The organism is Chromobacterium piscinae, assembly GCF_021129175.1.
Lineage (GTDB): Bacteria > Pseudomonadota > Gammaproteobacteria > Burkholderiales > Chromobacteriaceae > Chromobacterium > Chromobacterium piscinae.
This window is the reverse complement of sequence record NZ_JAJOHV010000023.1, coordinates 1-22,150: the sequence shown is the minus strand read 5'-3', so window position 1 is coordinate 22,150 and position 22,150 is coordinate 1. Positions and strand designations below refer to the sequence as shown.

General features: G+C 66.0%; 22 protein-coding genes. 10 read left to right on the top strand and 12 right to left on the bottom strand.

Features of this window, described 5'->3' with window-relative positions; genetic code table 11:
* Nucleotides 1-32: 32 nt before the first annotated feature.
* The 4 genes from LQR33_RS08310 to LQR33_RS08295 form a co-directional block, all read right to left on the bottom strand.
* Nucleotides 33-626 carry a c-type cytochrome gene (locus LQR33_RS08310; RefSeq protein WP_231468319.1) on the bottom strand — a complete coding sequence of 198 codons (594 nt, stop codon included), beginning with the start codon at nt 624-626 and terminating at the stop codon, nt 33-35.
* A gap of 77 nt (nt 627-703) precedes the next feature.
* Complete coding sequence (locus tag LQR33_RS08305; RefSeq protein WP_231468317.1) at nt 704-1,111, bottom strand: DUF6691 family protein; 408 nt, start codon at nt 1,109-1,111, stop codon at nt 704-706.
* Nucleotides 1,112-1,120: 9 nt separating this feature from the next.
* Nucleotides 1,121-1,549: a YeeE/YedE family protein gene (locus tag LQR33_RS08300; protein WP_231468315.1), complete on the bottom strand. Its 429-nt coding sequence runs from the start codon at nt 1,547-1,549 to the stop codon at nt 1,121-1,123.
* On the bottom strand, nt 1,549-1,866 hold the full coding sequence (locus tag LQR33_RS08295; protein WP_166438827.1) for an ArsR/SmtB family transcription factor: 318 nt from the start codon (nt 1,864-1,866) through the stop codon (nt 1,549-1,551). The genes LQR33_RS08300 and LQR33_RS08295 overlap by 1 nt, the downstream gene beginning before the upstream one ends.
* 111 nt (nt 1,867-1,977) lie before the next feature.
* Here LQR33_RS08295 and LQR33_RS08290 point away from each other — a divergent pair, with 111 nt between their 5' ends.
* The 5 genes from LQR33_RS08290 to LQR33_RS08270 all read left to right on the top strand — a co-directional run bounded on the left by LQR33_RS08290 (nt 1,978) and on the right by LQR33_RS08270 (nt 6,418).
* Entirely contained in the window at nt 1,978-2,334 is a 357-nt protein-coding gene (locus tag LQR33_RS08290) for a carboxymuconolactone decarboxylase family protein (protein ID WP_166438826.1), read from the top strand.
* Nucleotides 2,335-2,434: 100 nt separating this feature from the next.
* Nucleotides 2,435-4,345: a B12-binding domain-containing radical SAM protein gene (locus tag LQR33_RS08285; protein ID WP_231468313.1), complete on the top strand. Its 1,911-nt coding sequence runs from the start codon at nt 2,435-2,437 to the stop codon at nt 4,343-4,345.
* Nucleotides 4,346-4,412: 67 nt separating this feature from the next.
* The gene (locus LQR33_RS08280) at nt 4,413-5,063 is read left to right on the top strand and encodes an MBL fold metallo-hydrolase (RefSeq protein ID WP_269326228.1); all 651 of its coding nucleotides are present in this window, start codon (nt 4,413-4,415) and stop codon (nt 5,061-5,063) included.
* A complete protein-coding gene (locus LQR33_RS08275) occupies nt 5,063-5,380 on the top strand; it encodes an MGMT family protein (protein WP_166438823.1) in 318 nt (105 codons plus the stop codon). Before LQR33_RS08280 ends, LQR33_RS08275 begins: the two co-directional genes overlap by 1 nt.
* 246 nt (nt 5,381-5,626) lie before the next feature.
* Entirely contained in the window at nt 5,627-6,418 is a 792-nt protein-coding gene (locus LQR33_RS08270; RefSeq protein ID WP_221664542.1) for an outer membrane protein OmpK, read from the top strand.
* Between the two features lie 85 nt (nt 6,419-6,503).
* On the opposite strand, the gene LQR33_RS08265 is transcribed toward LQR33_RS08270, so the two are convergent.
* Nucleotides 6,504-8,099 (bottom strand): GGDEF domain-containing protein, encoded by a 1,596-nt coding sequence (locus tag LQR33_RS08265; protein ID WP_231176414.1) that lies wholly within the window; start codon nt 8,097-8,099, stop codon nt 6,504-6,506.
* A gap of 117 nt (nt 8,100-8,216) precedes the next feature.
* Here LQR33_RS08265 and LQR33_RS08260 point away from each other — a divergent pair, with 117 nt between their 5' ends.
* The gene (locus LQR33_RS08260; protein ID WP_166438821.1) at nt 8,217-10,091 is read left to right on the top strand and encodes a ribonuclease catalytic domain-containing protein; all 1,875 of its coding nucleotides are present in this window, start codon (nt 8,217-8,219) and stop codon (nt 10,089-10,091) included.
* Nucleotides 10,092-10,383: 292 nt separating this feature from the next.
* On the top strand, nt 10,384-12,045 hold the full coding sequence (locus tag LQR33_RS08255; RefSeq protein ID WP_221664541.1) for an AMP-binding protein: 1,662 nt from the start codon (nt 10,384-10,386) through the stop codon (nt 12,043-12,045).
* Between the two features lie 11 nt (nt 12,046-12,056).
* Here LQR33_RS08255 and LQR33_RS08250 read toward each other — a convergent pair whose 3' ends face one another.
* A complete protein-coding gene (locus LQR33_RS08250; protein WP_166438819.1) occupies nt 12,057-12,878 on the bottom strand; it encodes an HDOD domain-containing protein in 822 nt (273 codons plus the stop codon).
* A gap of 223 nt (nt 12,879-13,101) precedes the next feature.
* Here LQR33_RS08250 and LQR33_RS08245 point away from each other — a divergent pair, with 223 nt between their 5' ends.
* On the top strand, nt 13,102-14,730 hold the full coding sequence (locus LQR33_RS08245) for a methyl-accepting chemotaxis protein (RefSeq protein ID WP_221664540.1): 1,629 nt from the start codon (nt 13,102-13,104) through the stop codon (nt 14,728-14,730).
* A 98-nt stretch (nt 14,731-14,828) separates the two neighbouring features.
* Nucleotides 14,829-15,569 (top strand): glycoside hydrolase family 16 protein, encoded by a 741-nt coding sequence (locus LQR33_RS08240; RefSeq protein ID WP_221664539.1) that lies wholly within the window; start codon nt 14,829-14,831, stop codon nt 15,567-15,569.
* 48 nt (nt 15,570-15,617) lie between these two features.
* Here LQR33_RS08240 and LQR33_RS08235 read toward each other — a convergent pair whose 3' ends face one another.
* From LQR33_RS08235 to LQR33_RS08210, 6 genes are all read right to left on the bottom strand, one after another.
* Nucleotides 15,618-16,439, bottom strand: coding sequence for a class I SAM-dependent methyltransferase (locus tag LQR33_RS08235; RefSeq protein WP_221664538.1), 822 nt, complete (start codon nt 16,437-16,439; stop codon nt 15,618-15,620).
* Between the two features lie 551 nt (nt 16,440-16,990).
* Nucleotides 16,991-17,659 (bottom strand): META and DUF4377 domain-containing protein, encoded by a 669-nt coding sequence (locus LQR33_RS08230; protein WP_231176422.1) that lies wholly within the window; start codon nt 17,657-17,659, stop codon nt 16,991-16,993.
* A gap of 55 nt (nt 17,660-17,714) precedes the next feature.
* Nucleotides 17,715-18,368, bottom strand: coding sequence for an META domain-containing protein (locus tag LQR33_RS08225; RefSeq protein ID WP_231468311.1), 654 nt, complete (start codon nt 18,366-18,368; stop codon nt 17,715-17,717).
* A gap of 75 nt (nt 18,369-18,443) precedes the next feature.
* On the bottom strand, nt 18,444-19,817 hold the full coding sequence (locus LQR33_RS08220; protein WP_221663790.1) for an NAD(P)(+) transhydrogenase (Re/Si-specific) subunit beta: 1,374 nt from the start codon (nt 19,815-19,817) through the stop codon (nt 18,444-18,446).
* 2 nt (nt 19,818-19,819) lie between these two features.
* A complete protein-coding gene (locus LQR33_RS08215) occupies nt 19,820-20,119 on the bottom strand; it encodes a proton-translocating transhydrogenase family protein (RefSeq protein WP_166438812.1) in 300 nt (99 codons plus the stop codon).
* Nucleotides 20,112-21,278: a Re/Si-specific NAD(P)(+) transhydrogenase subunit alpha gene (locus tag LQR33_RS08210; RefSeq protein ID WP_231176427.1), complete on the bottom strand. Its 1,167-nt coding sequence runs from the start codon at nt 21,276-21,278 to the stop codon at nt 20,112-20,114. The genes LQR33_RS08215 and LQR33_RS08210 overlap by 8 nt, the downstream gene beginning before the upstream one ends.
* 505 nt (nt 21,279-21,783) lie before the next feature.
* Between LQR33_RS08210 and LQR33_RS08205 the strand changes: the two genes are divergently transcribed.
* A partial coding sequence (locus tag LQR33_RS08205) for a hypothetical protein (protein ID WP_231468309.1) occupies nt 21,784-22,150 on the top strand: 367 nt, incomplete at its 3' end.

Here is a 22,150-nt window from a genome sequence, read left to right as displayed (position 1 = left end):
GGCCACCTTGCGTGGCCTTTTCTTTTATCCGGCTACAGCGTGGCCAGATAGCCCAGCAGCGCCTTGATGTCGTCAGCGCTCATCGTCTTCAGGATTTCCTGCATCTCCATCGCCGAATCCGGCTGCGGCGCGTCCGACACCCGCATGCGCCGGGCCAGGTAAGCAGCATGCTGGCCCGCCAGCCGGGGCGCGGCGCTGCCGCCCTCGCCACGGTCGCCGTGACAGGAAAAGCACGGCGGCGTGCCCACCGCCAGATTGCCCTCCACATACAGCTTGCGGCCAGCGGCCAGCAAGGCCGGATCGCCGCCGGCGGACCGCGCCGGAGCCGGCGGCTGCGCGGCGAAATAAGCGGCGAGCGCTTTGATGTCCCCCTCGCTCTTCAACGCCGCCATCGCCGCGCCGTGGGCGCCACCGTCGGCGCGCTGATGCAGACGGAACGCCTGCCATTGCTGCTCGATATAGCCAGCCTGCTGGCCGGCCAGCCGCGGCGCCGGCCCCGGGCCGTTGCCGTCCGCGCCGTGGCAACTGGCGCACAACTGCCGGGCCAGCTGCGCCGGTTCGGCCCGCGCCGGCGCGCCCGCCAGCAGTCCCCATCCAAGCAGCGCGGCGAGTATCCATCGCTTCATGACCGCCTCCATTCAAATGACATGAAGAGGAATATAGATCGCCGCGCCCGTCGCTGCCCATGCCTTTGCGGCGGCACTCACCCCGCGCGGGCGCGCTGGAGCCGCATCCCAGCCAGCATCGCCGCCAGAAACAGCAGGCCGGAAGGCAAGCCGCTGCCCGCCAGCACCAGCGCCGGCCCCGGACAGACGCCGGCCAGCCCCCAGCCCGCGCCGAAGACCAGGCTGCCCAGCAGCAGGCGACGATCCACGCTCCGCGTGGCCGGCAATTGCATTTCATCGCCCAGCAGCGCGCGGCCGCGCCGCTTCGCCAGAACAAACGCCGGCAGCGCCACAACGACGGCGCCTGCCATCACCAGCGCCAGCGATGGGTCCCAGCTCCCGGCGATATCCAGGAACCCCAACACCTTGGCCGGGTTGGCCATGCCGGCAACGATCAGGCCGACGCCGAACACCAGCCCGGCCAGAAAAGCGCTGACAAGCTTCATCTTGTCCTCCTATCCGATCCAGTGCCGCATCAGCCACACCGCGGCGAAGCCTGCGGCCATGAAGACCAGCGTCGCCGCCAGCGAACGCGGCGACAGCCGCGCCAAGCCGCACACGCCATGGCCACTGGTGCAGCCCGAACCCAGCCGGCTGCCGTAGCCGACCAGCAGGCCGGCGGCGATCAACAGCCACCATCGGTCGTCCAGCCGGATGTCCGGCGGCGCGGCGAACAGCCGGTACAACCACGGCGACAACACCAGGCCGGCGACAAAGGCTAGCCGCCAGCCCTTGTCGCCGCCCGGCGCCAGCAGATTGCCGACGATGCCGCTGATGCCGGCCACGCGGCCGTTCAGCAAAATCAGCCAGGCGGCGGCAAGGCCGATCATCGCGCCGCCGGCCAGCACGCTCCACGGCGTGAAATGGCTCCAGTCGATCATCATCACCCCTCCTTGGGACAAAAGCGTTGGTACAGCGTGGCCAGCACCGCCAGCGCGTTGGCGTCGGCCACCGAATAATGGATGCGCTTGCCGTCGCGGCGGGTGGCCACCAGGCCCTCCTTGCGCAGCACGCCCAGTTGCTGCGACAAGGTTGGCTGACGAATGCCCACCGCCTCCTCCAGCTCGCTCACCGACCGCTCCCCCTGGCTGAGCTGGCACAGCAGCAGCAGGCGGTCTTCATTGGCCAGCGCGCGCAGCAGGCCGCAAGCTTGGCCGGCGGCGGCGCGCATGTCGGCGAGATTGGGAGAAGCTTGATTCATGACGGACTCTCTTGCGTAACGGCTTGACTTCAATATATCAATTGATATTATATAAATCAACATATCAATATGCGGTTCGCCGCCCATCTTCAACAACAGGGAGTCCTGAGCATGAGCAATGAAGTCAACTACCCGGAACTGACCCACGCCATTTCCAAGCACCTGGCCACGCTTCGCGCCGACGTGCCCGAAGTGATGCAGGGCTTCAACGACATGGCCCGCGCCGCCACCCGCGACGGCGCGCTGGACAAGAAAACCAAGGAGCTGATCGCGCTGGCGCTGGGCGTGGCCGCGCGCTGCGACGGCTGCCTGGGCTTCCACGCCCAGGCATTGGTCAAGCTGGGCGCCAGCAAGACGGAAGTTGAAGAGGCGCTGGCGATGGCCGTCTACATGGGCGGCGGCCCGTCATTGATGTATTCCGCCCACGCTTTGGCCGCCTTCGAGCAGTTCAGCGCCACAACCGCCTAGTCTCGCATCGTCCGCTGTGGGACAATCACGCGCAGCCGGGTCATGAGCAGGTTCTTGATCCGGCTATGCTTTTTGAACCACCCGCCGGATTTCACGCATCATGTCTGTCTCTTCTCTGCGCGTGCTGTCGCTCATCCCGCCGATGACGCAGCTGAACACGCCCTACCCGTCCACCGCCTATCTGACCGGCTTCCTGCGCTCGCGCGGCGTGGCGGCGTTCCAGGAGGACCTGGCGCTGGCGCTGGTGCTGCGGCTGTTCTCCCGCCAAGGCCTGGCCACGCTGCGCGAGCACGTGCACCGCATCCCGATGCGCCAGCGCAGCGATTGCATGATGCAGTTCGACATTTCCTACGACCGCTACGCCGCGACGGTGGACGCGACGATAGGCTTCCTGCAGGGCCGCGACGCCACGCTGTCCTACCGCATCGCCGGCCGCAACTACCTGCCGGAAGGCCCGCGCTTCGCCTCGCTGGACGTGTATGTGGACCCGGACGATCCGGACGGCGGCGATCCGCTGGCCTGGGCCTTCGGCGCGCTGGGCACCCAGGACCGCGCCCGCCACCTGGCCACGCTGTACCTGAACGACATCGCCGACGTGCTGCGCGAGGCGGTGGACCCGCGCTTCGAATTCGTCCGCTACGCCGAATCGCTGGCCCTGTCGCAACCCAGCTTCGAGCCGCTGGCGCGCGCGCTGGCCGCGGCGCCGAACTGGGTGGACGACACGCTGGACGCGCTGACCCGCGAGGCGATCGACCGGCACCAGCCGCAACTGGTGCTGATCTCGGTGCCTTTCCCCGGCGCGGTGTACGCGGCCTTCCGCATCGCCCAGACCATCAAGCGCCACTGGCCGGACATCAAGATCTGCCTCGGCGGCGGCTACGCCAACACCGAGCTGCGCGAACTGGCCGAGCCGCGGGTGTTCGATTACTTCGACTACGTGACGCTAGACGACGGCGAACGGCCGCTGCTGGCGCTGATGGAGCACATCGAGGGCAAGCGCGGCGCGAGCCGGCTGGTGCGCACCTTCCTGCGCCAGGACGGCGCGGTGCGCTATGTGAACATGCAGGAAGCCGACGTGCCGTTCTCCGAAGTGGGCACCCCCACCTGGGACGGCCTGCCGATAGACCGCTACCTGTCGCTCTTGGACATGCTGAACCCGATGCACCGGCTGTGGAGCGACGGCCGCTGGAACAAGCTGACCATCGCCCACGGCTGTTACTGGAAAAAGTGCAGCTTCTGCGACGTGACGCTGGACTACATCTCGCGCTACGAGACGGCGTCGGCCGAGCTGTTGGTGGACCGCATCGAGGCCATCATCGCCGAAACCGGCCAGACCGGCTTCCACTTCGTCGACGAGGCCGCGCCGCCCAAGATGCTGAAGGCGCTGGCCGAGGAGTTGCTGCGGCGCAAGGTGTCCATCTCCTGGTGGGGCAATATCCGCTTCGAAAAATCGTTCACGCCGGAACTGGCCCAATTGTTGGCGGAATCCGGCTGCATCGCCATCTCCGGCGGCTTGGAGGTCGCGTCGGACCGGCTGTTGAAGCTGATGAAGAAGGGCGTGTCGGTGGAGCAGGTGGCCCGCGTCACCCATGGTTTCGCCGAGGCCGGCGTGCTGGTGCACGCCTACCTGATGTACGGCTTTCCCACCCAGACCGAGCAAGACACGGTGGACGCGCTGGAATACGTGCGCCAGCTGTTCGACAACGGCTGCATCCAGTCCGGCTTCTTCCACCGCTTCGCCTGCACCGTGCATTCGCCGGTGGGGCAGAATCCGGAAGAATACGGCGTCAAGCTGGTGCCGCTGCCGAAAGGCGACTTCGCCAAGAACGACGTCGGCTTCATCGACCCCACCGGCACCGACCACGAGCTGATGGGCAAGGCGCTGAACAAGGCGCTGTACAACTTCATGCACGGCATCGGCCTGGATGGCGACGTGCGCGGCTGGTTCGACGTGCGGGTGCCCAAGCCCAAGGTGCCGCGCCACTTCATCGAACGCGCGCTGTACCAGTAAGCGGCGCTCCCCAAGCGCCGCCGGTCGTGACAAAATGGCGGATTGAGACTCCGCCGCGAGCAATGCCATGGCCTTGAAATACCACGTGATCCCGGTCACCCCGTTCGCCCAGAACTGCAGCGTGCTGTGGTGCGACGCCAGCCGCAAGGCCGCCATCGTCGACGCAGGCGGCGACATCGACCGCATCCAGGCCTGGGTGGACAGCCAGGGCCTGACGGTGGAAAAGCTGCTGCTGACCCACGGCCACATCGACCACGCCGGCGGCGCCGCCGTTCTGGCCGATCGGCTGGGGGTGGAGATAGAAGGGCCCCAGCGCGCGGAAAGCTTCTGGCTGGACCAGCTGCCCACCCAGGGCCAGATGTTCGGCTTCCCGCGCAGCGAGCCGCTGACGCCGCAGCGCTGGCTGGAAGAGGGCGACGCCGTCACCGTCGGCGAGGAAACCTTGAACGTGATCCACTGCCCGGGCCACACCCCCGGCCACGTGGTGTTCCACAGCCCGGCGGCCAAGGTGCTGGTGGCCGGCGACGTGCTGTTCCAGGGTTCGATCGGCCGCACCGACTTCCCGATGGGCAACCACCAGCAGCTGGTAGACGCGATCCAGCAAAAGCTGTTCATCCTGCCGGACGACACTGTAGTCATCCCCGGCCACGGCCCGTTCACCACCATAGGCGCGGAAAAGCGCGGCAATCCCTACGTCGCCAATCCGCGCTACCGCTGATGCCGCCCGAATTCGCCCGCCGCGTGCTGGCGCTGCTGGCCGAAGTGCCGCCCGGCCGCGTCACCACCTACGGCACGCTAGCCGAGCTGGCCGGCTACCCGCGCCACTCGCGCCACGTCGGCCATCTGTTGGGCAAGCTGCCCGAGGGCGTCGCTGCGCCCTGGTACCGGGTGCTGGGCGCCGGCGGCAGGCTGTCGCGCCCGGGCAGCCATCACGCCGACTGGCAGCGGCTGCAGCTGGAGGAGGAAGGCGTGGAATTCAATGCCAGCGGCAAGGTGGACCTGAGGATTTTCGGCTGGCCCGACCAGATGGTTTGACCTGAAACAAGCCAGAAACCGGCGCGCGCTCAGATACTTATCTCCACGTGGAGATATTTCCATGTGGCATTATGGCAACAGGATGTAACTCTGATGTCATTTTGCTACAACATCTCAACGTTTCTTTGCAGAAAAGCGACAGACAGATGACAAATTGTTTGCATACGTCCGGTTCTGCGTCTAATCTGCGCGCGCTCGCCGACGCCTTGTCGGATGCTTACTACACGAAAATAGTCTGGTGAAACAATGAATACTCGCAAGTCGCTGCTGGCCCTGTCCTTGTTGGCCGCCTCCGCACTGGCTCACGCCGGTGGTGAATACTCTTTCGCAAACGTCAGCGCCAACTGGCTGGACTGGTCGGATCGCACCACCCAACAATCCGGCAAACAAGATTTTGGCTACCTGGAAGCCGAAGGCGGCCTGGGCGCCAAGTGGGGCGAACTGTACGGCTTCTTCGACATCGAGAATCCGGGCAAGGGCAATGGCAATACCGAGGGCCGCGACCGCCGTTTCACCACCAAAGTAGTCGGCCGTTACAACTTGGCTGAAGTCGGCGGCGTGCCGGTGCAGCTGTACGGCCACATCTACGACACCCGTGGCAACGGCCCCGCCGACCGCCACTTCTTCACCCAAAACCGCGTACTGGGCCTGGGCACCGACCTGAGCTTCGGCGCATTGAGCATCAAACCGTTCTTCGGTGTCCACAACCAAATGGATGCCTTGATGCCTGCTGGCTCGGCATCCGGCTACAACGGTTTCATGACCGGTTACGTGATGCTGTACCCGTTCCAGGCTTTCGGCCAGAACCTGATGCTCACCCAATGGCATGAAACCGAGTTCAACCGCCAAGACAAGTTCATCGGCGCATACAAGAGCGGCGACCGTCCGCGCGTAGGCCAGAACGGCGCTGTCGCGCTGTGGTGGACCCCGACCAAGGCGGTCACCACCGGCATCCAGTACCGCTACGCCGACCAGAAGCTTGGCAAAACCGCGTACCAGAACGCCGTGATCTACTCGATCAAATACAACATCAAGTAATTGATGGACTCCCCGTCCCTCACAGGACGGACCGGCGGCTCCGGCCGCCGCTTGCACACCCCCGCCTCGCGGGGGTTTTGTTTTTCTAGCCGCCGTGGCATTCCACCCGGTTGCGGCCGGCCGCCTTGGCGCGGTACAGCGTTTCGTCGGCCTGCTGCACCAGGCTGGTGGCGTCTTCGGCGCTGGCCAGCGAGCTGACGCCGACGCTGAAAGTCTGGCGGAAGGTCCGCTCGCCCACCTGCTGCTCCAGCCGGCAGAAATCCTGCCGCAGCGTTTCCAGCATCCTGCACGCCTTGTCCGCCGGCGTGCCCGCCAACACGATGGCGAACTCCTCGCCGCCGTAGCGGCCCACCAAGTCGGTGCGCCGCAGCCTCTCCTTCAGGAAACGCGCCAGGTTGAGCAACACTTCGTCGCCGACCTGATGGCCGTAGTTGTCGTTCACCTGCTTGAAATAGTCGAGGTCCAGCATCGCCAGCGACAGCGGCTGCCCGGCGCGCCGGGCGCGCTCGACGGCGCTGTCCAGTTGGCCGTGCAGATGGGAGTGGTTGAGCAGGCCGGTCAGGCTGTCGTTGACGATGTAGGAGCGCAGCTTGCGGTAGCGGCGCGCTCGGTTCACCACCGTCACCACCAGTTCCTCCGGCGCCACCGGCTTGGTCAGGAAGCCGTCTATTCCCAGCGTCAGCGCGTCCAACTGCACCGTCTGGCGCTTTTCCACCGACAGGAAAACGATGGGAATGCCGTCCAGCAGCCGCTGCTGGCGTATCACCTTGGCCAGTTCGATGCCGTTGCTCTGCGGCATGTACATGTCCATCAGGATCAAGTCCGGATTGAATTGCTGGATCCGCTCCGGCACCCGCTCCGGATTGGTCTCGCTGGCGGCCTCCACCCCGTGCGCCGCCAGCACGCGCGAGTACAGCCCAGCCAGCGACGCCATATCCTCGACGATCAGCACCCGCAGCGGATCGCGCCGCTCGCCGATGTCGCCGAAGCTGAGCAAGTCCACCAGCTGATTGACCTGCAGCGGCCAGTCGAGAAAGCCGCAGGCCCCCATCCGCACCGCCTCCAGCCGGGCAGGAAAGTCGCGCCGCGGCGAGGTGACCACCAGCGGGCAGCTGCTGCTGATCGCCGAAGCCAGCTGCCGGATGGGATCGTTGTCGGTGAAGTCGGCGAACGCCACCACCGCGGCCGGCGCCTGCCGCTGCAACGCCTTGGCCAGCTTGGCCGCCTGCGACATCACCGTCACCTCGAAACCGAAGCAGGCCAGCTGGCGCTGCAGCCTGCCATCGTCCAGGCCGGCCGGCAGCCACATGTACAGTGTGGCGTCCTCCGCGCCCGGCTGCAGCAAGCCGTCCAGGTTGCCCAGATTCTGCTGGCGCTCCATCAGCCCCAGCTGGCAAACCACGCCCAGATGATGGCGCAGCTGGCCGTAGCGCACCCGCTCCGACGGCGCCGCCTCAGGCTGCTGCAGCCACTGCTCCAGCAGCGCGGCCAACGCGCGCGCCTCCTTGGCCAACTCAAGCAGGCTGATGGCGCGCACCAGGTTTTCCATCCGCGTCACCAGCGATAGCAGATGCGCGGCCAGCGGCCGCTCCCAGCGCGACACCAGCATATAGCCAATACGGTCGATTTCCCGCGCCAGATGGATGCGCTGGCCCGGATGGATGGATGCGGCCTGTTTCATCGGGCGATGGTTCCGTTTTCTGTTGGATCCGGCCGGCCAAGCGGCAAAGTTTGTGGCTATGCCGCCGGAGCGAACTGCTATAATCCGCCCTTAAATTCAACGGCCTGGCAAGTTTTGATGAACGTTTTTTACGAAGAGAGCGGTAGTTTCAAAGTCGGCAGCATCGTGTCGCGCAGCGACGCCAGCCTGCAGGTGGACACCCAGCACGGCAAACGCGCCAAGATCAAGAGCGCCAACGTCTTCCTGGAGTTTAGTTCCTCGTTGGCGGATTTTCTGCCGTCGGCCGACAACGTGGCCACGGACATCGACCTGGATTTCCTGTGGGAATGCAGTCCCGACGACGAGTTCGGCTACCAGGATCTGGCCGCAGACTATTTCGGCCGCGAGCCATCCGCGATCGAGGCCGCCGCGCTGATCAGCCGGCTGCACGGCGCGCCGATGTACTTCTACAAGAAGGGCAAGGGCCGCTACAAGAAAGCGCCGCAGGACGCGCTGCAGGCCGCGCTGGCCGGCGTCGAGCGCAAGAAGCGCGAGCAAGAACAGATCGACGGCTGGGTGGGCGAGCTGAAGGCCGGCGCGCTGCCGGAAGCCATCCGCGCCCAGTTGATGCAGCTGCTGTGGAAGCCCGACAAGAACACGCTGGAATTCAAGGCCTTCGACCAGGCCAGCCGCGAACAGAACCTGCCGCCCCTGCGCTTGGCGCACAAGGTGGGTGGAATTCCGTCGGTGCCCGACTACCTGATGGCCGGTTTCCTGATGGAGTACTTCCCCAAGGGCGCCGGCTTCGGCAAATACGCGCCGCCGGCCGATCAGCCGGAGCTGCCGGTTGCCGCTGTGCGCGCCTTCTCCATCGACGACGCCAACACCACCGAGATCGACGACGCGCTGTCGGTGGAAGACCTGCCGAATGGCAACAAGCGCGTCGGCATCCACATCGCCGCGCCGACGCTGGGCGTGCCGCTGGATTCCGACATCGAGAAGATGGTGCTGTCGCGGCTGTCCACCGCCTACTTCCCCGGCGACAAGATCACCATGCTGCCGGACGACGTGGTGCAGGCGTTCACGCTGCAGGAAGGCCGCGACTGCCCGGCCTTCTCGCTGTACGCAGAGGTGACGCCGGAGTTCGAGCTGGTTGCCTTCGAAAACCGCATCGAGCGGGTGCCGGTGGCAGCCAACCTGCGCCACGGCGAGCTGGAACAGGTGTTCAACGAAGAGACGCTGGCCAACGACCCCGGCGTCGACTACCCGTTCAAGCGCGAACTGGTATGGCTGTGGCAGTTCGCCGAGGCGCTGGAGAAGCGCCGCGGCAAATACGACCCCAGCCGCCCGGCGCAGCACGACTACAACATCGACGTCGTCGATGGCCAGGTGTCCATCACCATCCGCAAGCGCGGCGCACCGATGGACAAACTAGTGTCCGAATTGATGATCCTGGCCAATAGCGAGTGGGGCAGGATGCTGGCCGAGGCCGACATCCCGGCGATGTACCGCGCGCAAAGCATGGGCAAGGTGCGGATGACCACCCGCCCCGAGCCGCACATGGGCCTGGGCGTCGCCCAGTACGCGTGGAGCACCTCGCCGCTGCGCCGCGCCAGCGACTTCATCAACCAGCGCCAACTGGCATCCATGATCCGCGGCGAGAAGCCGCAATTCGCCCAGGGCGACGCGATGCTGTTCGCCATCTTGCGCGACTTCGACGCCACTTACGGCGCCTACCTGTCGTTCCAGGACAAGATGGAGCACTACTGGTGCCTGAAGTACCTGCTGCAGGAAAACATCACCGAGCCGACCGCGTCCGTGATCAAGGAAGATCTGGTGCGCATCGACGGCCTGCCGCTGAGGCTGCGCATCCCCGGCCTGCCGGAACTGGCGCGCGGCGACCGCGTGCAGCTGTCGGTGGTGAAAGTGGACCTGCTGACCCAGGACGTGGAGCTACGCTACACCGGCCGCCTCGACCATGTCGAAGAAGCCGGCGAGGACGAGGAAAGCTGAGCGCTCTCCCCTCCTGATGGAAAGCCGCCGCGCCGCGAGGCCCGGCGGCTTTTTCGCGCTTGTCCGCCCCAGAACCTGTTCAAGGCTGGCGGGCGCGCGCCTGTTATATCCGCGCGTCAGCCGGCGGACTTTTCCGGTTTCTCCCCCGCATGCGGACGTTCGATTGAAATTGCAATGACATTGGATTAACGTCCCGGGTGCAATCCCGTCTTGCCGCATGTCGCATCACCCGCATCCCACGATAACAAGATTCATCCGCGGAGGGTTTCCCGCCGCGCGCACAGGAGGAAACATGCAGGATTTCGCCCGCCACCCGGCCACTCCCGACCGGATAGACGCCTTGCCGGCCACCTCGCTGGGAGAGATGTTGGCGCAGACCGTCGCCCGCTATCCCAACCACACCGCCTTCCACAATATGGGCCGCGACCTCAACTACCGCGAGCTGGACCGGCAAAGCGCCCAACTGGCCGATTACCTGACCCGCGGCCTAGGGCTGCGCGCCGGCGAGCGAGTGGCGCTGATGATGCCCAATCTGCTGCAATATCCGGTGGCCTTGTACGCGGTGTTGCGCGCCGGCCTAGTGGCGGTCAACGTCAATCCGCTTTACACCGCGCGCGAGCTGCGCCACCAGCTGGCCGACTCCCAGGCCCGCGCCATCGTGGTGCTGGAGAACTTCGCCCAGGTGGTGCAAGAAGCCCGCGCCGACACCTCGCTGCAACATGTGGTCGTCACTGCCGTCGGCGACATGCTGCCGGCGCCCAAGCGCTGGCTGGTCAACGCGGCGGTGCGCTACGTGAAAAAACTGGTGCCGCCCTACCATTTGCCGGGCGCCGTTCCCTTCCGCCGGGCGCTGGCTGGCGGCGAGGCCGGGCGCTGGCGCGACGCCAAGCTGGCCCCAGACACGCTGGCCATCCTGCAATACACCGGCGGCACCACCGGCTTGGCCAAGGGCGCGATGCTCAGCCACCGCAACCTGCTGGCCAACGTCGAGCAGGCGCGGCTGGTACTGGGCGGCGCACTGCGGGAAGGCCAGGCCGTGGTGGCCACGCCGCTGCCGCTCTACCACGTGTTCGCGCTGACCATCAACTGCCTGCTGATCGCCCGGCTGGGCGGCAACAGCCTGCTGATCACCAATCCGCGCGATCTGGACGGTCTGGTGGCCGAGCTGGCCCGTCATCCGGTCAACGCCTTCACCGGCGTCAACACCCTGTTCAACGCGCTGTCGCACCACGCCGGCTTCGCCAAGCTAGACTTCAGCCGCTGGCGGGTAACGATAGGCGGCGGCGCGGCAGTGCAACAGGCGGTGGCCGAAGCCTGGCAGCGCGCGACCGGCCTCGTGCTGCTGGAAGGCTACGGCTTGACCGAAGCCTCCCCTCTGGTATCGGTCAACGCGCTGGCAGTGGAACGCTATACCGGCACCGTCGGCATACCGGTGCCCGGCACCGAGGTGGAGCTGCGGGACGACGCAGGCCGGCCCGCCGCCGACGGCGAGCCGGGCGAAGTCTGCGTGCGCGGGCCGCAGGTGATGGCCGGTTACTGGCAACGGCCGGAGGAGACGGCCAAGGTGTTCCACGCCGACGGCTTCTTCGCCACCGGCGATATCGGCGTCCGCACCGCCGACGGCCTGCTCAAGCTGGTGGACCGCAAAAAGGACATGGTGCTGGTATCGGGCTTCAACGTGTATCCGAACGAAGTGGAGGACGTGGTGACCCAGCATCCCGGCGTGCGCGAGGTGGCCTGCATCGGCGTGCCGGACGAGCGCACCGGCGAGGCGGTGAAGATCGTGGTGGTGCGCAAGGATCCGTCGCTGACGGCCGACGCGCTGCTGCGCCACTGCCGCGACAATATGACCGCCTACAAGGTGCCGCGCCACGTCGAGTTCCGCGACGAGCTGCCCAAGTCCAACGTCGGCAAGATACTGCGCCGCGAATTGCGCAGCGGCCAGCCCACCTGAGACGGCCGGCGCTAGAACAGGTCGTCGACCAGGGTGCTGGACTGCTGCAGCGGCTCGATCGAGGCGGCGACGCGGTCGCGGTCCAGCCCCAGCCGCTCCAGCACGCCTTCGGGCAGGCCGGCCAGCATGTCCTCGGCGCTCATGCCATGGCGGAAGCCGGACACCACGAAGGAGGTCAGGCCGATCAGCAGCGCGTACGGGGAGGCCTCGTCGTTCAAGAGGTCGTGCTGGCGGTAGATCGCCCCCTGGATTTCATCGGGGAAATTCCAGCGCCGCGCCAGCTCAGCGCCCAGCTCGGTCAAATCCAGGCCCAGCAGCATGCGTTCGGTGGCGATGCGCTCGGCGCCGCCGGCGACGATGCGGTCTATCTGCTGCGCCTGCTCCGGCACCGCGACGTACAACACCAGCTCGCCGATATTGGCCAGCAGGCCGCAGGTATAGCCCAGCTGCGGCTCCAGCCCGGCCAGCCTGGCCAGCAGCTTGGCGGTGTTGGCCATCGCGAAGCTGCGTTGCCAGAACGCCTTCATGTCGAAGCCGCTGATGCCCAGCGTGGCGCCGGTGACGCCGGAGGCGATCACCAGCACCCGCAGGTTGTCGAAGCCCAGCAGGATCACCGCGTCGTCCAGCGAGCCAACCCGGCGGCTGCTGCCGAAACGCGCGCTGTTGGCCAGCCGCAGCACCCGCGCGCTCAGCACCTGATCGTGCATCACCTTGTCAGTGACATCGTTGATGTTGACGTCGGAACGATGGAAGCTGGCCACCAGCTCCTGCACCACCTTGGGAACCATGGGCAGCTTGCCCGAGGCCTTTTCGAAAATCTCGCCCACCTGCATCGACGCGCCCCTTTGCCGGTTTAGCAGGTTTGAGCTTAGGCAATGGCAACGGGAAGAGAAAGCCGCCGCCCGCTCCGGTAAGCCTGTTGGACGGCCAAACAAGAATGAGTTTTGCCTAGCCGCGCCGCAGCGGCTATTTTTCATTCATGCAGCGCGTAGGCAAGCGGTTGAACCATCGGGACATCGAATCCGCCCGGCGCAGCGCCTTTACCGGGAGAATCCCATGCTGTCCCAGCTTTCCGTCAAACAGAAGCTCCTGGCCGGCTACGGCCTGCTGATCGTGATCCTGGCCGCCATCGTGCTGTCCTCGATCTCCAAGCTCAACATCATAGAAGCTCAGATCCAGGATATCACCGAGAACCGCTACCCGAAGGCCGAGCTGGCGAACAAGATCGTGCTGGTCAGCTATGACGTGGCGCGCAAGGTGCGCGACGCCATCATGGCCAGCAGCCCTCAGGAAGTCGACGCCGTCATCGCCAAGATCGAGACGCTGCGCGCGCAGAACACTGATTACCTGAAGGAACTGGATCGGACACTGGTCTCGCCCAAGGGCCGCGAGATCCTGACCCGGGCGCTGCAGGCGCGGGAAACGCTGTCCGCACAATACGCGCCCTTGTACGCGCTGACGCGCGCCAACAAGGACGCCGAGGCCCAGGCCTTTCTCAAACAGCATTTCGTACCCGCCAACGAAGGCTTCATGAAAACGCTGACCGAACTGACCGCCTACCAGAACGATCGGGTGCGGCAAGCGGTGGAAGACAGCAAGAGCGCGTACCGGCAAACCATAGTCATTCTGCTGGGATCAGCCGCCGCGGCGCTGCTGCTGTCGGTGGCGGTGGCGCTGTTCATCTCCAACCTAGTGACCACCCCGCTGAAAAAATCGGTGACGCTGGTGCGCAATATCCAGCAGGGCGACCTGTCCGGCCCCGATGAGGCGCTGCCGGTGTCGCGCGACGAGGCGATGGAGATCGCCCGCAACGTCCAGAACATGCGCCAGGGACTGCGCGAAGTGGTGGCCAGCATCCAGGACAACGCCAATCAGGTGTCCGATTCCGCGCACCAACTATCCAGCATGGCGCAGCAAGTGGCCACCAGCGCGCAGCGGCAATCCGAAGCCACCTCCGAAGCCGCCGCCACCATCGAGCAGCTGACCGTCAGCATCAATCACGTCGCCGACAACTCCGACCAGGCCTCGCGCCAGGCGCGCGACGCCGGCGACCTGGCCGGCCGCGGCGGCCACGCGGTGCAGGCCTCGGTCGGCAAGATCCAGTCGGTCAGCACCGCGGTGGCCGCCACCTCGGAAGAGATGCGCACTCTGACCGGCGAGGTGCAGCGCATCGGCAACATCGTCACCGTGATCCGCGACGTGGCCGACCAGACCAACCTGTTGGCGCTGAACGCGGCGATCGAGGCGGCGCGCGCCGGCGAGATGGGGCGCGGCTTCGCCGTGGTGGCCGACGAGGTGCGCAAGCTGGCCGAGCGCACCGCCAGCTCGGCGCAGGAAATCACCCAGATGATCCACGCGATCCAGCAGGGCGTGGAAAAAGTGGTGGGCAGCATGGACCAGAGCCTGTCCAGCGTGGACGCCGTCTCCGGCAGCGCGCGCGAGGCCAGCGACTCGATGGAGGAGATAGAAGGCAGCACCCGCGACATCGTCGGCACCATAGGCAACATCACCAGCGCCTTGGGCGAGCAGCGCACCGCCAGCCTCAGCCTAGCGCAGAGCATGGAGCAGGTGTCGCAGATGGCCGAATCCAATAGCGCTACCGTGGAGGAGCTGGCCACCACCTCCAGCGAGCTGAACGCGCTGTCCCACAATCTGCAGAACGTCACCGCGCGCTTCCGCCTGTAGGAAAAAGTTCTCAGCTGGACTGTCCTGACGGACTGGAGGCCCCCCGCCGGGCGCGGCCCGTGGCAACATGGCGGTTTTCCCCCACAGGAACCGCCGTCATGAAAACCGCGTTCGCGCTCGGCTGCGCGCTATCGGCCGCGCTGGCCTTCGCCCAGCCCGCCGCCGCCAAGACCCTCCGCTTCTCCGGCTACGACTGGGAAGTGCGCAACCAGGGCAGCAGCGGCCCGGGCCCCAATATCTGGGACGAGAACAACGTCTGGCTGGACGCCCAGGGCCGGCTGCATCTGAAAATCGCCAAGCGCGGCAGCCAATGGACCGCCGCCGAACTCTATCTGCCGCAACGGCTGGGTTTCGGCCGCTACCAGTTCAAGCTGATCGGCCGCCCGGACCGTTTCGACCCTAATGTAGTGCTGGGCCTGTTCAACTACCCGACGCCGGACGTCGGCCCCGACGGCAGCAACGAGATCGACATCGAGTTCTCGCGCTGGGGCAGCCCGGCCAATCCGATGGGCAACTACACCGTCTACCCGGCGCGGCCGGGCCCGGCCCCCACCTCCTACACCTTCGATTTCGCGCTGGGCGGCGATTACAGCACCCACCGCTTCGACTGGAGCGCGGCCGCGGTGGAATACCAGTCGCTGCACGGCTTCCAGGACGGCGACCGTTATCCGATCGCCCATTGGCGCTTCAACCCGGTCGACACGGCGCAGCGCGTGCCGCAGCAGCCGCTGCCGGTGCATCTGAACCTGTGGTTGTTCCAGGGCAAGCCGCCGGCGGACGGCAAGGAAGTGGAAGTGGTGATACAGGAGTTCAAGTTCATCCCGGCGGCGGCGCGCTAAGACGAAAGACGGGCGGCGGAACGTACATCCCGCCGCATCGCTCCGCCATCAATAGGCGAAGCGTTCGCGCAGATCCATCAGGTTCAGTTCGTCCAGGATGGCCAGCTGGCGCTCGCGGGCGCTGTTTTTGCCCTTGCCGGTCTTCTTGGCGATGATCAGCTCGTTCTTCATCGAGTGCTCCCAGCCGACCAGCTCGGTGACGGTCAGCTGGTAGCCGCGCGCCTCCAGCTGCAGGCAGCGCAGCACATTGGTCAGCTGGCTGCCGAACTCGCGGGTGTGGATGGGATGGCGCCACAGCTCGGACAGCGGCGTCTTGCCGAAGGTCTCGTTCTTCTTCTGCCGCAGCGCCGACGCCACCTCGGCCTGGCAGCACGGCACCAGCACGATGTACTGGGCGTTCTTGGCCAGCGCGAAGCGGATGGCGTCGTCGGTGGCGGTGTTGCAGGCGTGCAGCGCGGTGATGACGTCCACCTGTTCCGGCAGCTCGGTCGAGGTGATCGACTGCTCCACCGTCAGGTTGAGAAAGCCCATGCGATCGAAACCCAGGCGCTCAGCCAGCTCGCGCGACTTGTCCACCAGTTCCTGCCGCGTCTCCACGCCGTAGACATGCCCGGCGCCTTTGTCCTTCAGGAACAGGTCGTACAGGATGAAGCCGAGGTAGGACTTGCCGGCGCCGTGGTCGGCCAGCGTCATCGCGCCTTTCTTGTCCAGCACGTCGGCCATCAGTGGCTCGATGAACTGATACAGGTGGTAAACCTGCTTCAGCTTGCGGCGGGTGTCCTGGTTGATCTTGCCGTCGCGGGTGAGGATGTGCAGCTCTTTGAGCAATTCCAACGATTGCTGCGGTTTGATTTCGGGAATCAGGCTCATGGCGGCCTCCTGCAATTTCAATGCCGCGATTGTAGCAGAGCGGCTGTCATAGCCCGTTTTACAGACAGACGCTTTAGAGCTGCTAACAAAAATCCTGATGCTGCGTTGCGCCGACTTGCCGTACTGCTTGTATTGTCTACGTCGGCGCGCCTTGCCTCAGGCGTGAAACAGAATTTTGTTAGCCGCTCTTAACCACGGCCATGTCGTGGCTGTGTATTCCCAGACGATGAAAACACGTATGCGACGTGCCCCATCTCCCCCTTCTGCGCGCGCCGGGGAAAATGCGGCGGGCAAGGTTTTAAGCCGCCGATCTGTTCGACGCCGCGCGACGGTAGCGCGTACTGCTGAGCGAATCAAAGATTCGCACGCATGTAGTTTCGGCGGCGCCTTGCCTGGCGCATTTTTCTCGGGGTTTCGCGGGCGGCAGGGGCGGCCTGGGGTTGCAAGGGGGCTGGCCGCGCAGCCCCCTTGTCCGTCCGCCGGGCGGAACCGGCACTCAAACCATCATCCGCGCAGCGGATTCAAATTCCATGCCGCACGGAAACAGCCACTCAAGGCTTCTTCACCACTTCCTGCTCAACCACCAGATCCAGAATCCAGCGGATGGAAGATGCGTCGGCCGGCGGATTGTCCACCTTCACTTCCTTGATCCGCAGCCGGTAAGCGACGCCGGGCTCGGGCTGGAAGCCCTCGATCTCGCCGTAATGCAGCTCCCAGGGCTTGGACTTGTCCGCGCGCACCTGCAAGCACTGCATCGGCGCCACTCCGGTACAAGCCTTGCGCTCGGCGGCGACGTAGATGAACTTGATCTCGCCCTGCGGCTGGCGTTCGAAGGTGAGCGCGTCCTTGCCGTCGGACAGCTTCAGACGCTCGCCGTCCAGGCTGACATCCATGCCGGCCTCCAGCTGGCGCGACAGCTTGGCGTCGCGCTGCATCGCCTCCGGCGGGCACATCATCAGCGTCGAGGCCAGGCGCTCGGCGCGCAGCTTGCCGCCGTCGATCGCGGCCGGGCCGAACATGCCGTTGCAGCCGGCCTTGGCGAACAGCCGCTGCTGGTCGATGCGCAGCAGGATGCCCTTGTCGCCGGCGCCGGTCTGCTTCCACTCGCCTTGCAGTTGCTCCATCGTCGGCGCGGGGCCCTGGCGAACCGGAGCGGTGGGGCTGGCGCAGCCCGCCAGCAGAGCGGCGCCGAGCGCCAGCAGGGTCAGTCGGTAAGACATCGCGATATCCTGAACAAGAAACAGACTATGACGCCTGAGGAGCTCACAGGTTCCGTCAATCGACAACCGACGTCACCGTCTCCTGGTAGATCACTTTCACCAATTGCAGCGCGGTGCCGCCGCCGCGTTCCGGCTCGCCTTGCAGCTTCAGGTAGTAGCTGCGGCCAGCCTCGGGAGTGAAGCCGGCGATCTCGCCGTGGTAATCGCGCCACGGCTCGCCCTCATTGCCGCGCAGCCGCAGGCAGACGCCGTCCGCGCAATCGCCGCGCGTCGCGTACCAGTATTGCTCGCCCGCCCGCGGCCGCCATGCCGCCTGTGGCGAAACCAAAGCCGCCTGGGCGGCGTCCGCTTTCGCAAAGCGGTAGACGGTCTTGCCGGCCGCCAGCGTCAGATAGCGGCCATCGGAAGACGGCAGCAGGCGGAACGGCGCGCCCAACAGTTTCAGCAAGGCCTGCTCGCGCGCCATCGCCTCCAGCGCGCACGCCATGCGAGTGGTGGAAACCTGGTGGCGGCCTTCTTCGTCTATGCCCAGCGTGAAGCGGTTGCAGCCGGCGAAGCCGCTGATGCGGCTGTCGGAGATGCTCAGGGTAGGCTGCGGCGCCGGTTGGGCCGGCGACTGGAGCCGCCATTCGGTGTGTTGCAGATCGGGCAGGGCTTGAGTCGGCAGCATCATGCTGCCGCTGATCAACAGGGCGCCGAGAGAAGGCATGCGGGTTTCCTTTTCCATGACTGCGGACGGCAAAACGCCCGCCAATGGCGGGCGTTCGGGACGGCGGACGAGCGCTCAGTGCACAGCGTTCTTGAGCAGGTCTTCCACCACTTTCTTGGCATCGCCGAACACCATCATGGTTTTATCCATGTAAAACAGCTCGTTGTCCAGCCCCGCGTATCCCGCGTTCATGGAACGCTTGACCACGATGACATTGCGCGCCTTGTGCGCCTCCAGAATGGGCATGCCGTAGATGGGGCTTTGCTTATCCTTCTGCGCGGCCGGATTGACCACGTCGTTGGCGCCGATCACCAGCACCACGTCGGTGGTGGAGAAATCGGCGTTGATCTCCTCCATCTCCAGCACCTGCTCGTACGGCACCTCAGCCTCGGCCAGCAACACATTCATGTGGCCCGGCATCCGGCCCGCCACCGGGTGGATGGCGTAGCGGACGCCGACGCCCTGCTCGTGCAGCAGTTCGGCGAATTCCTGCAAGGCATGCTGCGCGCGCGACACCGCCAGGCCGTAGCCGGGCACGATCACCACCTGGTCGGCGTTGGCCATCAGGAAGGCGGCGTCCTCCGCGCTGCCGGCCTTGTAGGCCTTGGCCGGCCCCGCGTCGCCGGCCGGACCGGCGACGGTCTCCGCGCCGAAGCCGCCCAGCAGCACGCTGACGATGGAGCGGTTCATCGCCTTGCACATGATGTAGGACAGGATGGCGCCGGACGAGCCGACGCAGGCGCCGGCGATGATCAGCACCGGGTTGTTCAGCGTGAAGCCTATGCCGGCCGCCGCCCAGCCCGAGTAGCTGTTCAGCATCGACACCACCACCGGCATGTCGGCGCCGCCGATCGGGATGATCAGCGTCACCCCCAGAGCCAGCGCCACCGCCACCATGGCGAGGAAAGCGGCCTGGCTGTCGGTGAAGAAATAGGCCGCGCCGAAACCGACCATGGCCAGCGCCAGCAGCAGATTGAGCGGATGCTGGCCGGCGAAGCTGATCGCCTTGGCGCCGAAGCGGCCGGACAGCTTGCCATAGGCGACCACCGAGGCGGTGAAGGTGATGGCGCCGATGAAGGCGCCGATGAACAGCTCCACCTTTTGCACCGGCGTGTGCTCGACGCCGCCGTGGAAGATGGCCGCCACCGCGATCAGCACCGCGGACAGGCCCACCAGCGAGTGCATCGCCGCCACCAGCTCCGGCATGCCGGTCATCTCCACCGTGCGCGCCTTCCAGGCGCCGACGACCGCGCCGGCGGCAATGGCCCCGGCGATCAGCGCCAGCACCGGCTTGTCGATGATCAGCAGCGTGGTCAGCACCGCGATCGCCATGCCGACGATGCCGTACAGATTGCCGCGCCGCGCCGAAGCCGGGCTGGACAAGCCCTTCAGCGCCAGGACAAACAGCACCGCGGCGACCAGATAAAGAACAGCCGAAACATTCTGCATCGTCATCCCCTGTTTTTCTTCTTGAACATGTCCAGCATGCGCTGGGTGACCAGGAAACCGCCGAAGATATTGATGCTGGCGAGGAAGATGGCGACGGCGCCCAGCACCGAGGTGACGGTGATCTCCTGGCCGTTGATATCCACCACCTGCAGCATGGCGCCGACGACGATGATGCCGGAGATGGCGTTGGTGACCGCCATCAGCGGCGTGTGCAGCGCCGGGGTAACGTTCCACACCACGTGGTAGCCGACGAACACCGCCAGCACGAAAATGGTGAAGCTGGTGATGAAGGGATCAGCCATGGTGCGGCTCCTTGTCGTGGTTGGCGGCTTCCGCCGGACGGGCGACGGCGCCGAAGCGCTGCTCGCCCTGGTGCGTGACCAGCGTGGCGGCGACCAGCTCGTCGTCGAGATCCAGCGTCAGGCCGCCCTCTCCCAGCAGCAGGCCGAGGAAGGTATGAAGGTTGCGCGCGTACAGGCTGGAGGCGTCGGCCGCCAGCATCGCGGGCAGATTGGCCAGGCCCACCAGATGCACACCGTTATCGGACAGCCAGGCTTCGCCGGGACGGGTCAGCTCGCAGTTGCCGCCGGCTTCGGCCGCCAGGTCGACGATCACCGAGCCCGGCTTCATCGCCGCCACCGCGTCGGCGGACAGCAGCCGCGGCGCCGGCTTGCCGGGAATCAGCGCGGTGGAGATGACGATGTCGGCGGCGGCGGCGCGCTTGGCCAGCAATTCGTTCTGCCGCGCCAGGAATTCGGCCGACATCTCGCGGGCGTAGACGCCGCCGCTGGCGGCTTTCTCCTCATCAGTCATCGGCATCTCGACGAACTTGGCGCCCAGCGATTCCACCTGCTCGCGGGTGGCGGGGCGCACGTCGTAGGCCTCCACCACCGCGCCCAGCCGCTTGGCGGTAGCAATGGCCTGCAAACCGGCGACGCCGACGCCCAGCACCAACACCTTGGCGGCCTTCACCGTGCCGGCGGCGGTCATCAGCATCGGCATGAAGCGGGGGTAGAACTGGCCGGCCAGCAGCACCGCCTTGTAGCCGGCGATGTTGTTCTGGCTGGACAGCACATCCATGCTCTGGGCGCGGGTGGTGCGCGGCAGCAGCTCCAGCGCGAAAGCCGACACGCGCTGCGCCGCCAACTGCGGCAGCAGCGGGTTTTGGTACGGCGCCAGCATGCCGACCAGCACCGCGCCGGGCTTCAGCGCGGCGACGTCGGCGGCCTCGGGCATGCGCACTGCCAGCACGATGTCGGCCGCGGCCAGCATCTCCTGCCGCCGCTCGGCGATGGTCGCCCCGGCGGCCACAAAGGCGGCGTCGGGCAGCGCGGCTGCCAGGCCGGCGCCCTGCTCCACGGCGACGGCGTGACCGGCGCCGACCAGCTTCTTCACCGTGTCCGGCGTCGCCGCTACACGATGCTCGCCGGCCAGCCGCTCGGCTGGAATGACGATATTCATACCGGATATCTCCTGCAAGTGGATGGTGGAATCAGAAACGGGAACGATCGTGCGCGGCGGTCGGGAACGATCGTTTGGAAATCATTAAATGCATGCTGCGCCGCATTATGCAAGATATATATTGGTTACCGTATATCGTCTGACAGGCTTGATTCAACCGGGAAATCTGACATGTCAAAATCATTGCGCGGCGCAATAAATCCAGTCGTTGGAACCATGCGCCGCCCATTCGACAAGCGGGTCGATCGCCGGCCATCAGGCAGCGATGCAAATTAGATTTATCTGATATTCCTGAAAACTGACACTAGCGCCGGCGCGCCCGGTTTGTAAAGCGGGGAAAACCGCCATTCGCGAGCAAGTTTGCGCCAGATCAGCTCCGGCGCATCACGCCGCGGCGTGCATCCAGGGCGGAGCGGGCAACGGACTGCCTTCGCTTTTCTTTATATACGGCGGCGGTTTCCATCGCCGGGCGCTATCATCGCAGCATCGCCCCCGGAGACCCGCCATGTCCCGCCCGATTCCGACGCCGCTGCCGGATTTCCGCCAACCCGGCGTGATGCTGCGCATCCTGCAGCTGCCGGCGCTGCTGCTGTGCGCCGACGGCCTGCTGGCGCTGACGGCCGAGCAGCCGCTATGGCGTTGGCTGCAATCGGCGTTGGCGCTGATCCCGGGCAGCCTGCTGTCGCTGGCGCTGCTGGCGCTGGCCTCCCCCTGGCTGTCGCGGCGGCGGCGCGGAGCCGCCTGGACGGCGCTGATCGCCGGAGCCAGTTTCGCCTTGTGCCAATGGCGGCTGCAGGACGACTGGCCGCGGACCTGGACTGCCGCGGCGCTGGCGATGGCGGCGGCGCCGCTGCTGCTGCACTACCTGGCGC

Bases quoted from the DNA above. Each gene is read 5' to 3' on its own strand.
- LQR33_RS08265 (WP_231176414.1), bottom strand. From the start codon at position 8,099: ATGAAACAGGCCGCATCCATCCATCCGGGCCAGCGCATCCATCTGGCG.
- LQR33_RS08280 (WP_269326228.1), top strand. From the start codon at position 4,413: ATGGCCTTGAAATACCACGTGATCCCGGTCACCCCGTTCGCCCAGAAC.
- LQR33_RS08220 (WP_221663790.1), bottom strand. From the start codon at position 19,817: ATGCAGAATGTTTCGGCTGTTCTTTATCTGGTCGCCGCGGTGCTGTTT.
- LQR33_RS08310 (WP_231468319.1), bottom strand. From the start codon at position 626: ATGAAGCGATGGATACTCGCCGCGCTGCTTGGATGGGGACTGCTGGCG.
- LQR33_RS08260 (WP_166438821.1), top strand. From the start codon at position 8,217: ATGAACGTTTTTTACGAAGAGAGCGGTAGTTTCAAAGTCGGCAGCATC.
- LQR33_RS08225 (WP_231468311.1), bottom strand. From the start codon at position 18,368: ATGCCTTCTCTCGGCGCCCTGTTGATCAGCGGCAGCATGATGCTGCCG.
- LQR33_RS08250 (WP_166438819.1), bottom strand. From the start codon at position 12,878: ATGCAGGTGGGCGAGATTTTCGAAAAGGCCTCGGGCAAGCTGCCCATG.
- LQR33_RS08300 (WP_231468315.1), bottom strand. From the start codon at position 1,549: ATGATGATCGACTGGAGCCATTTCACGCCGTGGAGCGTGCTGGCCGGC.
- LQR33_RS08255 (WP_221664541.1), top strand. From the start codon at position 10,384: ATGCAGGATTTCGCCCGCCACCCGGCCACTCCCGACCGGATAGACGCC.
- LQR33_RS08215 (WP_166438812.1), bottom strand. From the start codon at position 20,119: ATGGCTGATCCCTTCATCACCAGCTTCACCATTTTCGTGCTGGCGGTG.
- LQR33_RS08290 (WP_166438826.1), top strand. From the start codon at position 1,978: ATGAGCAATGAAGTCAACTACCCGGAACTGACCCACGCCATTTCCAAG.
- LQR33_RS08275 (WP_166438823.1), top strand. From the start codon at position 5,063: ATGCCGCCCGAATTCGCCCGCCGCGTGCTGGCGCTGCTGGCCGAAGTG.
- LQR33_RS08230 (WP_231176422.1), bottom strand. From the start codon at position 17,659: ATGTCTTACCGACTGACCCTGCTGGCGCTCGGCGCCGCTCTGCTGGCG.
- LQR33_RS08210 (WP_231176427.1), bottom strand. From the start codon at position 21,278: ATGAATATCGTCATTCCAGCCGAGCGGCTGGCCGGCGAGCATCGTGTA.
- LQR33_RS08245 (WP_221664540.1), top strand. From the start codon at position 13,102: ATGCTGTCCCAGCTTTCCGTCAAACAGAAGCTCCTGGCCGGCTACGGC.
- LQR33_RS08240 (WP_221664539.1), top strand. From the start codon at position 14,829: ATGAAAACCGCGTTCGCGCTCGGCTGCGCGCTATCGGCCGCGCTGGCC.
- LQR33_RS08235 (WP_221664538.1), bottom strand. From the start codon at position 16,439: ATGAGCCTGATTCCCGAAATCAAACCGCAGCAATCGTTGGAATTGCTC.
- LQR33_RS08270 (WP_221664542.1), top strand. From the start codon at position 5,627: ATGAATACTCGCAAGTCGCTGCTGGCCCTGTCCTTGTTGGCCGCCTCC.
- LQR33_RS08305 (WP_231468317.1), bottom strand. From the start codon at position 1,111: ATGAAGCTTGTCAGCGCTTTTCTGGCCGGGCTGGTGTTCGGCGTCGGC.
- LQR33_RS08295 (WP_166438827.1), bottom strand. From the start codon at position 1,866: ATGAATCAAGCTTCTCCCAATCTCGCCGACATGCGCGCCGCCGCCGGC.
- LQR33_RS08285 (WP_231468313.1), top strand. From the start codon at position 2,435: ATGTCTGTCTCTTCTCTGCGCGTGCTGTCGCTCATCCCGCCGATGACG.